13 protein-coding genes are annotated in these 14,155 nt (G+C 69.9%); 6 read left to right on the top strand and 7 right to left on the bottom strand.

Annotation, left to right across the window (positions count from 1 at the left end; translation table 11 throughout):
- Nucleotides 1-23: 23 nt before the first annotated feature.
- Nucleotides 24-1,379, bottom strand: a complete 1,356-nt coding sequence (locus AORI_RS44880; protein WP_016331180.1) for an ATP-binding protein — start codon at nt 1,377-1,379, stop codon at nt 24-26.
- Between the two features lie 111 nt (nt 1,380-1,490).
- On the opposite strand from AORI_RS44880, the gene AORI_RS44875 reads away from it, so the two are divergent.
- A complete protein-coding gene (locus AORI_RS44875) occupies nt 1,491-2,756 on the top strand; it encodes a PspC domain-containing protein (RefSeq protein ID WP_016331179.1) in 1,266 nt (421 codons plus the stop codon).
- Complete coding sequence (locus AORI_RS44870; RefSeq protein ID WP_016331178.1) at nt 2,749-2,982, top strand: hypothetical protein; 234 nt, start codon at nt 2,749-2,751, stop codon at nt 2,980-2,982. Before AORI_RS44875 ends, AORI_RS44870 begins: the two co-directional genes overlap by 8 nt.
- Nucleotides 2,983-3,276: 294 nt before the next feature.
- Here the strand turns inward: AORI_RS44870 and guaA are convergent, their stop codons facing one another.
- A complete protein-coding gene (guaA, locus tag AORI_RS44865) occupies nt 3,277-4,833 on the bottom strand; it encodes a glutamine-hydrolyzing GMP synthase (protein ID WP_016331177.1) in 1,557 nt (518 codons plus the stop codon).
- A 126-nt stretch (nt 4,834-4,959) separates the two neighbouring features.
- On the opposite strand from guaA, the gene AORI_RS44860 reads away from it, so the two are divergent.
- Genes AORI_RS44860 through AORI_RS44850 form a run of 3 tightly spaced genes read left to right on the top strand, consistent with a single transcriptional unit; the run spans nt 4,960 to nt 8,040 of the window.
- Complete coding sequence (locus tag AORI_RS44860; RefSeq protein WP_043847895.1) at nt 4,960-5,496, top strand: DinB family protein; 537 nt, start codon at nt 4,960-4,962, stop codon at nt 5,494-5,496.
- Nucleotides 5,497-5,540: 44 nt separating this feature from the next.
- Nucleotides 5,541-6,575 carry a zinc-dependent alcohol dehydrogenase family protein gene (locus AORI_RS44855; RefSeq protein WP_016331175.1) on the top strand — a complete coding sequence of 345 codons (1,035 nt, stop codon included), beginning with the start codon at nt 5,541-5,543 and terminating at the stop codon, nt 6,573-6,575.
- A 19-nt stretch (nt 6,576-6,594) separates the two neighbouring features.
- Entirely contained in the window at nt 6,595-8,040 is a 1,446-nt protein-coding gene (locus tag AORI_RS44850) for an aldehyde dehydrogenase family protein (RefSeq protein ID WP_016331174.1), read from the top strand.
- On the opposite strand, the gene AORI_RS44845 is transcribed toward AORI_RS44850, so the two are convergent.
- The 4 genes from AORI_RS44845 to AORI_RS44830 are packed head-to-tail and all read right to left on the bottom strand — an operon-like array spanning nt 8,037 to nt 12,368.
- Complete coding sequence (locus AORI_RS44845) at nt 8,037-9,476, bottom strand: FAD-binding oxidoreductase (RefSeq protein ID WP_043847894.1); 1,440 nt, start codon at nt 9,474-9,476, stop codon at nt 8,037-8,039. The genes AORI_RS44850 and AORI_RS44845 overlap by 4 nt on opposite strands.
- A 38-nt stretch (nt 9,477-9,514) precedes the next feature.
- The gene (locus AORI_RS44840; protein ID WP_016331172.1) at nt 9,515-10,309 is read right to left on the bottom strand and encodes an ABC transporter ATP-binding protein; all 795 of its coding nucleotides are present in this window, start codon (nt 10,307-10,309) and stop codon (nt 9,515-9,517) included.
- The gene (locus AORI_RS44835; protein ID WP_016331171.1) at nt 10,306-11,364 is read right to left on the bottom strand and encodes a FecCD family ABC transporter permease; all 1,059 of its coding nucleotides are present in this window, start codon (nt 11,362-11,364) and stop codon (nt 10,306-10,308) included. Before AORI_RS44835 ends, AORI_RS44840 begins: the two co-directional genes overlap by 4 nt.
- Complete coding sequence (locus AORI_RS44830) at nt 11,361-12,368, bottom strand: FecCD family ABC transporter permease (protein WP_046199752.1); 1,008 nt, start codon at nt 12,366-12,368, stop codon at nt 11,361-11,363. Before AORI_RS44830 ends, AORI_RS44835 begins: the two co-directional genes overlap by 4 nt.
- A 53-nt stretch (nt 12,369-12,421) precedes the next feature.
- On the opposite strand from AORI_RS44830, the gene AORI_RS44825 reads away from it, so the two are divergent.
- Entirely contained in the window at nt 12,422-13,405 is a 984-nt protein-coding gene (locus tag AORI_RS44825) for an ABC transporter substrate-binding protein (RefSeq protein WP_016331169.1), read from the top strand.
- Between the two features lie 19 nt (nt 13,406-13,424).
- On the opposite strand, the gene AORI_RS44820 is transcribed toward AORI_RS44825, so the two are convergent.
- Nucleotides 13,425-14,147 (bottom strand): maleylpyruvate isomerase N-terminal domain-containing protein, encoded by a 723-nt coding sequence (locus AORI_RS44820; protein WP_016331168.1) that lies wholly within the window; start codon nt 14,145-14,147, stop codon nt 13,425-13,427.
- Nucleotides 14,148-14,155 lie beyond the last annotated feature (8 nt).

The following is a 14,155-nucleotide window of genomic DNA, read 5'->3' as shown; positions in this document are numbered from 1 at the left end:
CTGTCGGAGTGAGCATAGCGACCTCACGCCGCGCCCTTCCCCGCCTTGACCGGCATCTCCAGCTGGACCTCGGTTCCTTCACCCGGTGCGGTACGCAGTTTCAGCTTCCCGCCGTGCCGTTCCATCCGCCCCCGGATGGAATCGGCGAGACCGTGCCGGTCGCTCGGCACGACGTCGGGGTCGAACCCCTTGCCCCGGTCGCGCACGAACACCGTGACCGCTGTCGGCTCGACCTCGGCGTACACGCTGACTTCGTCGACGCCCGCGTGCTTGGCGGCGTTCACGATCGCTTCGCGCGCCGCCTGGACCAGCGCGGTCAGCGGCTCGTTCAGCGTCGCCTCCCCCACGACGACCTGCTGCACCGAGATCGCGAACGCGTCCTCGACCTCGCCGCACGCGGCAGCGAGCACTTCGGACAGCTGACCGCTGACGGCCTCTTCCTCGGTCTTCTTGCTCTTGCCGTACCCCGACGGCCCGTACAGCCAGCCGCGCAGCTCGCGTTCCTGCCCGCGCGCGAGCCTGGCGACCTCGCGCGGCGATTCGGCCTGCTTCTGGATCAGCGCGAGGGTCTGGAGGACGGAGTCGTGCAGGTGCGCGGCGATCTCGGCGCGTTCGTCGGTGCGGATGCGGGCGGTGCGCTCGTCGGACAGGTCGCGGACCAGGCGCAGCCAGAACGGGACGGTCAGCACGGCGACGCCGAACAGCGTCGCGATCACGGCGACCAGCGCGAACTTGACCTGGTCGATGCTGCCGCTTTCCAGGACGACGACGCCGATGCCGGTCATCACGAGCGCGACACCGGCGACCAGACGGATCGCCGCCGACCAGCCCCCGCCGCCGAGGAAGGCCGTGGCGACCCCGCCCTTGGCACTGATGCGCCAGCGCCGCCGCTGCGACTCGTCGGCCTCGCGCCAGACGACGGCCGCACCGATCATCGCCAGCGCCAGCGGGATGGCGACCCAGCCGCTGATCAGACCGGTCAGCGTGCCACTGGCGACGGCGAGACCGACGCCCAGCGCGATGAGCCCGAACGCCTGCTGCTTCTCCTTCGGCGCGGACTTCTCCGGCTCGGCCTCGCCGGACCGCTGCTGGACGAACACCCAGAGCAGGCCGTACGCGAGCAGGCCGGCGCCGTTCAGGGCGGCCAGCAACGCGAACGCGACCCGGACCCAGAGCACCTTGACGCCGAGGTGGTCGGCGAGGCCGCCCGCGACGCCCGCGATGGCGCGGCCGGAACGGCGGCGATACATCTTGGGCGGCTCGAACGGCGCCGGGGACAGGCTGCCGGGAACGGGCACCGGAGGGCGCTCGATGATCGTCGGCTTCACCTGTTCGGCGAGGTCGTCGGTGACGGATTCCTGCACGTTCTCCATGGTCACACGGAGTGGGGTACTGATCCATCGGGGAAACCCCTGACTCTTCCCGCTGGGGGAAACCTCAGGGGTGTTCCCGGATGTGGCGAGGGCTCGCCGGGGCGCATTCTTTGTGGCATGAGTGGGAGTGAGACACACGTTCCGAAGCGCGGCCCCGCGGCCGGCTTCGAGGAGACCGTCAAGGATTTCTGGCGGAGCAGGCCGGTCCGGCCGGTGGCAGGCCGCAAGTTCGCCGGTGTCGCCGCGGGCATCGGCTACCGGTACGGCATCGACCCGACCGTGGTCCGGGTCGCGCTGGTCGCGGCGACCGTGTTCGGCGGGTTCGGCGTCTTCGTCTATCTGCTGGGCTGGCTGTTCCTGCCGCAGGAAGGCGACCGTGTTTCCGCGTTCGAGGGGCTGATCGGCCGAGGTCGCGCGTCGAGCTCGCCGGCGTTCGCCGTGCTGTTGCTGATCCTGCTGTTCCCCGGTCTCACCTGGACCTTGAGCGGTGGCTGGATGACCGATGGCACCGGGCTGATCGGTTTCGCGCTGATGGCCGTCGCGCTGTACCTGCTGCACCGCAACCGCGGTCAGTTCAACCGGCCGTCGATGCCCGGCCCGGCCCAGCCCGCCGCCGCGTTCTCGATGGCGTCGGCGTCGGCCGCCACCTCGACGGCGACCGAGGGCGGCTGGGACCCGCTCGCGGCCGACCCGTCCGCGTGGGATCTGCCGAACGCCTCGCCGTCCGGCGGGATGCCGCCGCAGACCCCTCCGCCGTCCGCGGCGCCGATGCCCCGTCGCCGCAAGTCGAAGATCGGTGCCGCGACCTTCGGGATCGCCGTGCTGGTCGGCGGGGTCGGCACCGTCCTCGGCCTGGACGGTGAGCCGTGGTTCACCGCGCAGCACGTCGTCGGGCTCACCCTGGGTGTGGTCGGTATCGGGCTGGTGGCCGGTTCGTTCGTGCGGGGCGGCCGCGGGCTGATCGGGCTCGCGGTGCCGCTGGCGATCGTCGGGATGGCGCTGACCACGGTGCCGTTCGAGAACTTCTCCGTGAAGGGCGGCGTCGGCGACCTCACGGCGACGCCGAGCCAGGTGTCCGAGGTGCTGCCGGAGTACCACCGCTCGGCGGGCGACATCAACGTCGACCTGACCAAGCTGCCGGCGGGCGCTTCGGTGACCACGAAGGTCTCCAACGGGGCCGGCAACTCGACGGTGCTCGTGCCGGCGGATGCCGAAGTGAAGGTTTCGTGCGAGACGGGCGCGGGCGACGTCGACTGCCTCGGCCAGTCGCGCTCAGGGGTCGGCGAGGACACCATCGACTTCACCGCGCCGGGCGACAACGGGCAGAAGATCACTTTGCAGGTCAAGAACGGTGTCGGGAACGTGGAGGTGCGTCGTGGCTGAGTACGACTACGACAACGCGCAGACCCAGTCGGCTCAACCCGCGAAGCGCGGGGTGGACGGCTTCACCCTGATCATCGGGATCGCGACGCTGCTGGTGTCGGGTTACGTCCTCTCGGACGGCGCCACGTGGCTCCCGCAGTTCGACTTCCGGTGGGTCATGGCGGGCGGGGCGATCTTCGTCGGCGTCATGCTGCTCGCCGCTTCGCTGCGCAAGAGCCGCCGCTAGGTGCGCCGCTGACGCTCCACCCCACTCCGAAGGCCCCGGCCCCTCGCCGGGGCCTTCGCCTTGCTCCGCCCCTCCCGCACCGACCTGCGTTTCGCGGGCTAAACGCGATCCGGCGTCGCCACGGTGCCCACGCCCGCCGACCTGCGTTTAGCGGGCTAATCGCGATCTGGCCCGCGCCGGGTGCCCCAGGCCCCAAAACGCAGTTAGCGGGCTAAACGCGATCCCGGCCGCCTGGGTGCCCCAGGGCCGACAGATCGCGATTAGCCCGCTAAACGCAGGTCGGGGCGGGAGCGGTCACTCCCACTCGATGGTGCCCGGCGGCTTGGACGTGACGTCCAGGACCACCCGGTTCACCTCGGCGACTTCGTTCGTGATGCGGGTCGAGATCCGCTCCAGGACCTCGTACGGCAGCCGCGTCCAGTCCGCGGTCATCGCGTCCTCCGACGACACCGGCCGCAGCACGATCGGGTGCCCGTAGGTCCGCCCGTCGCCCTGGACACCGACGCTGCGGACGTCGGCCAGCAGCACCACCGGGCACTGCCAGATCTCGCCGTCGAGCCCGGCCGCGGTGAGCTCCTCGCGCGCGATGGCGTCCGCCGCGCGCAGCGTCTCGAGCCGCTCGGCGTCGACGGCGCCGATGATCCGGATGCCGAGCCCCGGCCCGGGGAACGGCTGCCGCTGCACGATCGTCTCCGGCAGCCCGAGCTCCAGCCCGACGCGCCGCACCTCGTCCTTGAACAGCAGGCGCAGCGGCTCGACGAGCTCGAACTGCAGGTCGTCGGGCAGCCCGCCGACGTTGTGGTGGCTCTTGATGTTCGCCGCGCCCTCACCGCCGCCGGACTCGACGACGTCCGGGTACAGCGTGCCCTGGACCAGGAACTTGTAGTCGCCCTCGGCCTTGAGGTCACGCTCGGCCTGCTCGAACACGCGGATGAACTCGCGACCGATGATCTTGCGCTTCTCTTCGGGGTCGGTGACCCCGGCCAGCGCGTCGAGGAACCGGTCCCGCGCGTCGACGGTCACCAGGTTGACCCCGGTCGCGGCGACGAAATCGCGTTCGACCTGGGTGCGCTCGCCCGAGCGCAGCAGGCCGTGGTCGACGAACACACAGGTCAGCCGGTCACCGATGGCCCGCTGGACCAGCGCGGCGGCCACGGCGGAGTCGACACCGCCGGAGAGGCCGCAGATCGCGCGGCCGTCGCCGACCTGCTCGGCGATGCGCTTGACCTGGTCGTCGACGATGGACGACGTCGTCCACTGCGGCTTGATGCCCGCGATGTCGTGCAGGAACCGGCGGAGCACCTCCTGGCCGTGCGGCGAGTGGTGCACCTCGGGGTGGTACTGGACGCCGGCGAAGCGGCGCTCGACGTCTTCGAACCCGGCGACGGCGGCGCCGTCACTCGAAGCGGTCACGGTGGCGCCCTCAGGAGCCTTGGTGACGCTGTCGTTGTGGCTCATCCACGCGGGCTGGTTGCTCGGGAGACCGGCGTGCAGGACGCCGCCCTCACCGGCGACGCGGACCTCGGTGCGGCCGAACTCGCGGATCCCGGTCGGCTCGACGGTGCCGCCGAGGGCCTGTGCGAGCACCTGGTGGCCGTAGCAGATGCCGAGGATCGGCACGCCCGCGTCGACCAGCCCGGGGGCGAGGGCGGGCGCGTTCTCCGCGTACACGCTGGAAGGACCACCGGAAAGGATGATCGCGGCGGGGTCCTTGGCGAGGATGTCCTCGGCGGTGGCGGTGTGCGGAACGACCTCGGAGTAGACCTGCGCCTCACGCACCCGGCGCGCGATCAGTTGCGCGTACTGCGCCCCGAAGTCCACGACGAGTACCGGACCGGTGGGACTGGGCACCTGAAACCTCCAGATCAGAGCAGTACGCTTCCCCACCATCGTCCCAGGTGGGCCCGGTCACCCCGCCGCCAACCCCCTCACGATTCAGGACAGCGGATGACCGCGTGGCGGCCTAGCGTCCGGGACATGGGCATCGACTGGAGCAAGGAACTCTCCGAACAACTCGACTGGCACTGGAAACAACACCTGCGCCCTCGGCTGGAGACCCTCACCGACGACGAATACTTCTGGGAACCCGTCGAGGGCTGCTGGACGATCCGGGTAGGCAAGAGCGGAGAGATCGACATCGATTGGGCGTATCCGGAGCCGTCTCCGCCGCCGGTCACGACGATCGCCTGGCGCCTCGCCCACATCATCGTCGGCGTGTTCGGGATGCGGAACGCTTCGCATTTCGGTGGCCCTCCCGTCGACTACCAGACGTTCCCCTACGCGGCCTCCGCCGAAGAAGCGCTGGAGCAGCTCGACGACGCCTACGCGCGCTGGCGTGACGGCGTCCGCGGCCTCACCGCCGAAGACCTCGAACGCCCCTGCGGCGAGGCTGAGGGCCCGTACGCGGACTACCCCTTCGCGGCCCTCGTCCTGCACATCAACCGGGAGGCCATCCACCACGGCGCCGAAATCCTCCTGCTGCGCGACCTCCACCGATCGCGTTTAGCGGGCTAAACGCGACGCGCCCATACTGGGGCCAGCCGAGGAAAGGACCCGTCTTGCGAGCGACTCTCATCTACGGCGCCGGTGACGTACGCGTCGAGACCGTCCCGGACCCGAAGCTGAGCGAACCGACCGACGCCCTTCTCCGCGTCGTCCGCTCCTGCATCTGCGGCAGCGACCTCTGGCCGTACGGCAGCATGCCCGCACGCGACCGCGGCGTCCGGATCGGCCACGAGTTCCTCGGTGTCGTCGAGGCCGTCGGCTCCGATGTCACCACGCTCAAGCCGGGAGACCTGGCCGTCGCGCCCTTCGTCTACTCCGACAACACGTGCCAGTTCTGCCGCGAGGGCCTCCACACCTCTTGTCTTCACGGCGGCAACTGGGGCGCGAAGGGCGTCGACGCCGGCCAGGGCGAGGCCGTCCGCGTCCCGCAAGCCGACGGCACGCTCGTGAAACTGCCGCACACCGAAGACGACGATCTGCTCGCCTCGTTCCTCACGCTCTCCGACGTGTTCGCGACCGGCCATCACGCGGCGGTCAAAGCGGGCGTGAACGAGCGCACCACCGTCACTGTCATCGGTGACGGCGCCGTCGGTCTCTCCGCGGTTCTCGCGGCCAAGCGGCTCGGAGCCGAGCGCATCATCCTGATGGGCCGCCACCGGACCCGCACGGACCTCGGCCGCGAGTTCGGCGCGACAGACGTCGTAGCCGAGCGCGGCGACGAAGGCATCGAGAAGGTCCGAGAGCTGACGAACGGCGAAGGCACGCACACCGTCCTCGAATGCGTCGGCACGAAGCCCGCCTTCGAGATGGGCGTCGGCGCCGTCCGCCCCGGCGGCACGGTCAGCCGCGTCGGCGTGCCGCAGTACGCCGAGGGCCCGATCGGCCCGTCGCTCTTCCGGCGCAACATCACCGTCACCGGCGGCGTGGCGCCCGCGCGCCACTACATTCCCGAACTGCTCGACGACGTCGTCGAGGGCAGGTACCAGCCGGGCAAGGTCTTCGACCGGACCATCGGGCTCGAAGAGGTCCCCGACGGTTACCGGGCGATGGCGGACCGCGAAGCGCTCAAGGTGCTCGTCAAGCCCTGACTGGAATACCTTGTCACCCATGGACATGATCACCCCGGAGCCGCGCCCCGCCTGGATCGCCGGACGCCCCGAGCAGGGCGCTTCGACGCTCACCGTGCACCACCCCTTCGACGGAAGCGAAGTCGCCACCGTCGCGGTGCCCGGCCCTGATCAGGTCGAACGAGCGGTGAGCGCGGCGGTGAACGTCGCGAAGGAGTTCCGGGGTTCCTCGGCGCACAGCCGTGCCGCGGCGCTCGACCACGTTTCGCGGGTCATCGCCGGCCGGGCCGAGGAGATCGCCGAGGTCATCACCGCCGAGAACGGCAAGCCGCTCAAGTGGGCGGAAGCCGAGGTGCGGCGCGCGGTGTCGGTGTTCCGGATCGCCGCCGAGGAGGCCCGCCGGTTCAGCGGTGACCTGCAGCGGCTGGACACCGACCCGGCGGGCGAAGGCAGGCTGGCGCTCACCCGCCGCGTCCCGCGTGGCCCGGTGCTGGGGATCGCGCCGTTCAACTTCCCGCTGAACCTGGTGGCGCACAAGGTCGCGCCGTCGCTCGCGGTCGGCGCGCCGATCATCGTCAAACCCGCGCCGCGGACGCCGCTGGCCGCGCTGATCCTCGGCGAGATCCTGGCCGAGACCGATCTGCCGGAGGGCGCGTTCTCGGTGCTGCCGCTCGGCAACGAGGAGACGTCGGCGCTGGTCGCGGATCCCCGGCTGCCGGTCGTGTCGTTCACCGGCTCGGGTCCGGTCGGCTGGTCGATCGCGGACGCCGCGCCGCGCAAGCATGTCGTGCTCGAACTCGGGGGCAACGCGGCCGCCGTCGTGCTCCGCGACTGGCCGGATCCCGAGGGCGCGGCGGAGCGGATCGCGACCTTCGGCAACTATCAGGCCGGGCAGTCCTGTATCGCCGTGCAACGCGTCATCGTCGAACGCGAGGTCGCCGAAGAGTTCGTGCCCGCCCTGGTGGAGGCTGTGAAGGCCCAGCGGACCGGCGACCCGTACGACAAGAACACCGACGTGGGCCCGGTCGTCGACGAGGCGGCCGCGGAGCGGATCGTGGCCTGGATCGACGAGGCCGTCGCCGCGGGCGCGAAGATCCTCACCGGCGGCAAACGGGACGGAGCCACGGTGGAGCCGACCGTGCTCACCGACGTCCCACCGTCCACAAAGGCCTGGGCGGAGGAGATCTTCGGCCCGGTGCTCGCGGTGTCCATTGTGGATGGTGTAGACGAGGCTTTCGCGTCGGTCAACGAATCCGCCTACGGCTTGCAGGCCGGAGTGTTCACCCGCGACGTCCATCTCGCCTTCTACGCGTCGACGGAACTCGAAGTCGGCGGCGTGATCATCGGCGACGTCCCGTCCTACCGCGCGGACCAGATGCCGTACGGCGGCGTCAAGGGATCGGGCGTCGGCAGGGAGGGCGTTCTCGCCGCGATGCACGACCTCACCGAGGAACGGGTCACCGTCTTCACCGGCATCGACCTCTAATCCGGGGTGACGGCCTGCGCGAATCCGAAGACCTTGTCCGGGTCGTAGGTTTTGGCCACCTGCTTGAGACGGGTGACATTGCCGCCGTAGTACGCCGTCATCCAGTCGGGCAGGGCGGGGTCGATGTAGTTGACGTAGCCCCCGCCCAGCCCGAGCCCCGTCACCACTTCCGCGACGGAATCCGTTGCCACGGAACGGTTACGCGTGTCCGCCTGGCTGTAGATCTGCACACTGCCGATCGCCTTCCGATGCCAGAACGCGGTGGCGTCCGGCGCGACGTCGGCGACGGCGCCGCCGAGACCGTCGACCAGGAGATCCATTCCGCGCCTGCCCTTGAGCACGGAAGTCAGCTTCGCGGGATCGGCCGGTTCTCCGAGTATTCGCGATGAGGCCACAAAGGACTGTCGGCTTTCACCGCCGGAGAAGTACTTCATCGCGCCGAGATAGTCGAGCTGCTTGACCGAACGCGTCGCGCCGGGAAATCCGTCCAGTAACTTGCCCAAGGAAGCGGAATCGCCGACATAGCAACCTGAAACGCGCGCACCGACCGGCGATCCCCCGGACAGCACGACGTTCGCCCACAACTCCGGCGGCGCTTCGGGAAGCCACCGCTGCCACTCGGCGAGCACATCGTCCGCGCTGCCCGCCGGAAAGCGCAGCGAGAACACCGAAACGGCAGAAGGTGCCGGATCGGTGCGAAAGGTGAACGAGGTGACGACACCGAAGTTGCCTCCTCCCCCACCGCGCAACGCCCAGAACAGCTCGGGCTCGGACTCCGCCGACGCCGTCCGCAGTTTCCCGTCCGCCGTGACGACTTGCGCGGACACCAGGTGATCACAGGTGAGGCCGTATTTCCGGGCGAGGACCCCGATCCCGCCGCCGAGCGTCAGCCCGGCGATCCCGACACTGGGACAGGAACCAGCGGGCAGGCAACGTCCCGCGGCGCCGAGCGTCGCGTAGACGTTCTTCAGTTTCGCGCCCGCGCCGATCACGACCTGTTCACCTTGGACGTCCACTGAGGACATTCCACCGAGGTCGATCATCAAGCCACCGTCGGGAACCGAGTAGCCCGCGTAACTGTGGCCGCCGCTGCGAGCGGCGATCGGAACTCGCCGTGCCGCGGCGGAAACGGCTTCCTGCACGTCTTCCGGTTTGGCGCAGTTCGCGATCGCGGCGGGTTTGAGCCCGTCGAAGGCCGGGTTGAACACGCGTTTGGCGTTGTCGTAGCCGGATTCACCCGGCAGGAGAAGGGAGATCTTGTTCCGCAGCGCGGCCCAGTCCGGCGGGCCGGACGGTGGCGTGACCCCGGTACTCGGCGGCAACGACGTCCCGGGCGCGGAACTGGGCGCCGCCCCAGGAGGCGCGGCCGAGCACGCCGTCGCGGCCACTCCGGCCACGGTCGCACCGGCGAGTTTGAGGAACGCCCTTCTCTCCATGCCCGTTTAGACGCATCGCGGACGGGCAGGTTGCGACGCTACGCCCGAAGGTGTGCACTCACCGGCACGACCAGCGGTGTACCGGACACCGGATCCTCCATGACCTTCGCCGACAGGCCGAAGATCTCGTCGAGGAGCGGCTCGGTGAGCACTTCCGCGGGCGGGCCCTGCGCGACGATCCGGCCGCCGCGCATCGCGACCAGCTTGTCCGCGTACCTGGCGGCGAGGTTCAGGTCGTGCAGCACCATCACCACGGTGGTCCCGCGTTCCTTGTGCAGCCGGTAGACCAGGTCCAGCACGTCGATCTGGTGCGCGAGGTCGAGGTAGGTGATCGGCTCGTCGAGCAGGAGCAGCCCGGTCTCCTGGGCGAGTGTCATCGAGATCCACGCCCGCTGGCGCTGCCCGCCGGACAGCTGGTCGACGACCCGGCCCGCGTACTCGTCCATCCCGGTCAGCCGCAGCGCCCGCTCGATCGCCTCGTCGTCGGAGGAGGACCACTGCCGGTACCAGCTCTGGTGCGGATGCCGACCGCGCCGGACCAGGTCGGAGACGGTCAGTCCTTCGGGGGCGGACGGCGTCTGCGGCAACAGGCCGATGATCTTGGCGACCTCACGCGTGGGCAGCTTGTCGATCCGCTCGCCGTCCAGCAGTACCGCGCCCTGACGTGGCTTGAGCAACCTCGCCAGCGCACGCAGCAGCGTGGATTTGCCGCAGCCGTTGGGGCCGATGATCGCGGTGACGGTCCCGTCGAGGACGTCGAGGTCGAGCCCGGTCACGACGGGCGTTTCGCCGTAACCGAGTTCCAGCTCCCGGGCACGCAGTCTGGCGTTCACGCGCGCTCCTCCTTACGGCTGCGGATGAACAGGAAGATCAGGTACGGCGCACCGAGGATCGCCGTCAGCACGCCGACCGGGAGCCCGGACAGGACCGGGGTCACCCGCACCACGAAGTCCGCGCCGACGGTCAGCAGCGCGCCGAGGATCATCGATCCGAACAGCGGCGGCTGCGCCGAGCGGACCAGCCTCAAGGCGATCTGCGGGGTGGCCAGCGCGACGAACGTGATGGGCCCGGCGGCCGCGGTGGCGACGGCGGCCAAGGCCGCACCGAGCAGCAGCAAGGTGCCTCGGGCGGCGTCGACCCGGATGCCGAGGCCGCGCGCGGTGTCGTCGCCGAACTGAAGCCCGCCGATGGTGTGCCCGGCGATCAGCGTGACCGGCGCGAGCACGGCCAGCGCGAGCAGGACCGGGCCGACCGATTCCCAGCCGACGTCGGCCAGGCTGCCCACGATCCACGTCGTCGCGCGTGCCGCGTTGTCGACGTCTCCGACGGTCAGCAGCCAGTACACGAGGTTGTAGCCGACGGCGGACAGCGCGATGCCGATCAGGACCAGGCGGTAGCCGTCGATCCCGCGCCGCCACGAAAGGGCGTACAGCAGGATTCCCGCGATCACGCCGCCCGCCAGGCCGGCGAGCGGGACGCCCAGCGTGCTCGCCAGGCCGCTGACCTGGCCACCCGTACCGCCGGCGACGATCACGCCGACCGCACCGACCCCCGCGCCCCAGGTGATCCCGAGGATGTCCGGGCTGGCCAGCGGATTCCGGGCGATGGTCTGGAAGAGCGCCCCCGAAAGGCCGAGGGCGGCGCCGACGCCGATCGCGGTCAGCGTGCGCGGCATCCGCAGGTCGAAGATGATCCCGCGTTCGCGCGCGGTACCGCCGCCGAACAGTGTCTTCAGGACGTCGCCGAGGCCTATGTGTGAGGTGCCGATGCCGATGTTCAACGCCGCGACCAGCACCAGCGCGATCGCCGCGAGGGTCGCGACGGCGAGCGTCCTCGGCCGGACCGTCCAGGCCGCCGGGCCGAGCGAAATCACCTTGGGAGCCGTCATATCCGTGCCAGGCCCTTCTTGCGGACGAGGTGGACGAACACCGGCACGCCGAGCACCGCCAGCATGATGCCGACCTCCAGGCTGTCCGAGGCGACGACGCGGCCGAGAAGGTCCGCGGCGAGCAGCAGGATCGCGCCGAGCACGGCCGAGAACGGCACCAGCCAGCGGTAGTCGGGTCCGCTGATCGCCCGCGCGAAATGCGGGACGAGCAGCCCCAGGAACGCGATCGGCCCGCAGGCGGCGACGGCGGCTCCGGTCAGCAGCGTGATCGCGGCGACCCCGAGCAACCGCGTCCGGCCGACCCGCCGCCCGAGCGCGACCGCGACGTCGTCACCGAGCGCGAGCGTGTTCATCCCCGGCGTGTTGATCACCGCGAGAAGCAGGCCCGCGGCCACGAAGGGGGCGATCTGCCCGATCATCGCGGGATCCCGGCCCGCGATCGAACCCACATGCCAGAAGCGGTACGTCTCCATCCCGCGGTCATCGCCGAGCACGATCGCGGAGATGACGCCGTTGAGCAGAGCGCTCACCGCGGCGCCGGCCAGCGCGAGCGTCACCGGTGTGGCGCCCCGGCCGCCCACGGCGCCGAGCAGGAACACCACGGCGCTCGCGACGAGGGCGCCCGCGAAGCCGAACCAGATGAACGCGTAGAGGTCGTCGATGCCCAGCACGACGACGGCGAGCACCACCGCGAACGCCGCGCCCTGGGTGACGCCGAGCAGGCCGGGATCCGCGAGCGGATTACGGGTGTGGCCCTGCATGAGCGCCCCGGCCGCGCCGAGCGCGAGTCCCGCTAGGACACCAAGCAGCGTGCGAGGCACCCGCAACGAACGGACGATCAGGTGATCCGGCACACCGGTGGGATGGAAGATCGCGTCCCAGACCACACCCAAAGGAATCGAACGCGCACCGAGGGCGACACTCGCGACGCAGATCACAGCCAGAAGGGTGACCAGCAGTGCTCCCGCTGTCGCCTTTCCAACACGAACTTCCACTGTGGACATCCGCCATCCTATGCTCCGGTTAGGAAAGCCTAACCGCAGAGAAAGAGTGCCCCATGACCCCACCCCGGCGCGCAGTCGTCGCCTTCGCCGTGACCGCCTGCCTGGCACTCTCCGCTTGTGGTGGCGGAGCACAGGAATCCGCCTCCACCGGCACCGGCCAAAGTGGATTCCCGCGCACCATCGACCACGTGATGGGCTCGACCACGATCGACAAGCAGCCCGTCACCGTCGCGGCGCTGGACTCCAGCTACGTGGACGCGACGCTGGCGCTCGAGACGAAGGTCGTGGCGTACACCAAATATCGCAACTACGACAAGCTGCCGGACTACCTGGGCGACGACCGCAAGTACGCCGAGGGCGCGAAGGAGATCGGCGCGCTCGAAAGCCCGGACATCGAGAAGCTGTACGACATCAAGCCGGATCTGATCGTGTCGGCGAAGGTGCGCCACGAGAAGTTCTACGCCGAGTTCGGCAAGGTCGCGCCCACGGTGTTCAGCCAGACCACCGGCGCCACCTGGAAGGACAACGTCCGGATGCTCGGCAAGGCGCTGGGCAAGGAAGCCTTGGCGGAGCAGAAGATCAAGGCCTACGAAGAGCGTGCCCGCAAGGTCGGTGACGCGATCAAGGCCAAGCTCGGCAAGCCCGCCGCCGTGTCGGTGGTCCGCTTCGTCGAAGGCGAGCCGACCGTGCGGCTCTACAGCAGCGCGTCGTTCCCCGGGACCGTGATGGCGGACGCCGGGTTCCAGCGGCCCGCCGGACAGCCGGACAACAAGACGAAGATCTCCAACGACCTGAGCCAGGAAGAGATCGGGAAGCTCGACGCCGAATCGATCTTCGTCGCCACCTACGCCGACGAGACGAAGCAGGCCGAAAGCCCCAAGACGAAGTTCCAGTCGAACCCGCTTTGGGGCACCCTCAAGGGAAAGGTGATCGACGTCAACGACACCACCTGGTTCACGTCGGTCAGCCTGCAGGGCGCGCACGCCATGCTGGACGACATCGCGAAGCAGTTCGGCGTGGATTCGTTCCGCGCTTAGTCCTTTGTGGACCGCGCCGTCACAACCAATGCGGCAGCGGCGGCGCGGTACCGTCCAAAGTGGATCCATCGCTACGGCCGGTGATCCACGCCAGGACCTCACCCGGGGAGCCGGTCAGCGTGACCGGCTCTCCGGTGCCCATCCGCCATTCGTGACGCGTCCCGTCTTCGCCGACGGCGACCAGCAGAACCGAGGGCAGTTCGCCGCCGTACATGCCTATGGCGTTGCCGACGACGATCTCGAACTCGTCGCCGAGCAGCTCCGCGACGCGCGCGAAGTCGTAGCCGAGATCGAGATCCGCCAAGTGGATGGCGGTCTCGGAGAGCCTGAGCCACAGCACGAACTCCGCCGGGATCTCACGCCCCTGCCGGGCGCGGACGCGGACCGGCCACGCGTCGTCCGGCATGCTCGCCGCGACTTCGACGAACCGCGCCGCGGACGCGACGACGTCTTCGGCGATCTCCTCGGCGGACCGGTACGCACCCTTCTCGATGTCGTCGTCCCTGGCCGCCTCACCGGCGTACATCGGCGTCTCGACACCCGATTTCGCCCAGGTGAGCAGGTTGACCAGGCCGTCGGCGTTGCGCGCCAAGTGGGACAGCAGATGCGCACGCGTCCAGCCGGGCAATCCGCTGGGAGCGTGGACGGCCTCCTCATCGAGCCCGCGCGTCAGCCGCGCCCATTCGTCGTGCAGGGCGCGGACGCGGTTCAGCAGCGCGTGTGCGCGTTCGGAGGCGGTCATTCCCCCAA

Source organism: Amycolatopsis keratiniphila, from assembly GCF_000400635.2.
GTDB lineage: Bacteria > Actinomycetota > Actinomycetes > Mycobacteriales > Pseudonocardiaceae > Amycolatopsis > Amycolatopsis keratiniphila.
The sequence above is the reverse complement of the archived record's forward strand: the minus strand, read 5'-3'. Positions and strand labels throughout refer to the sequence as shown.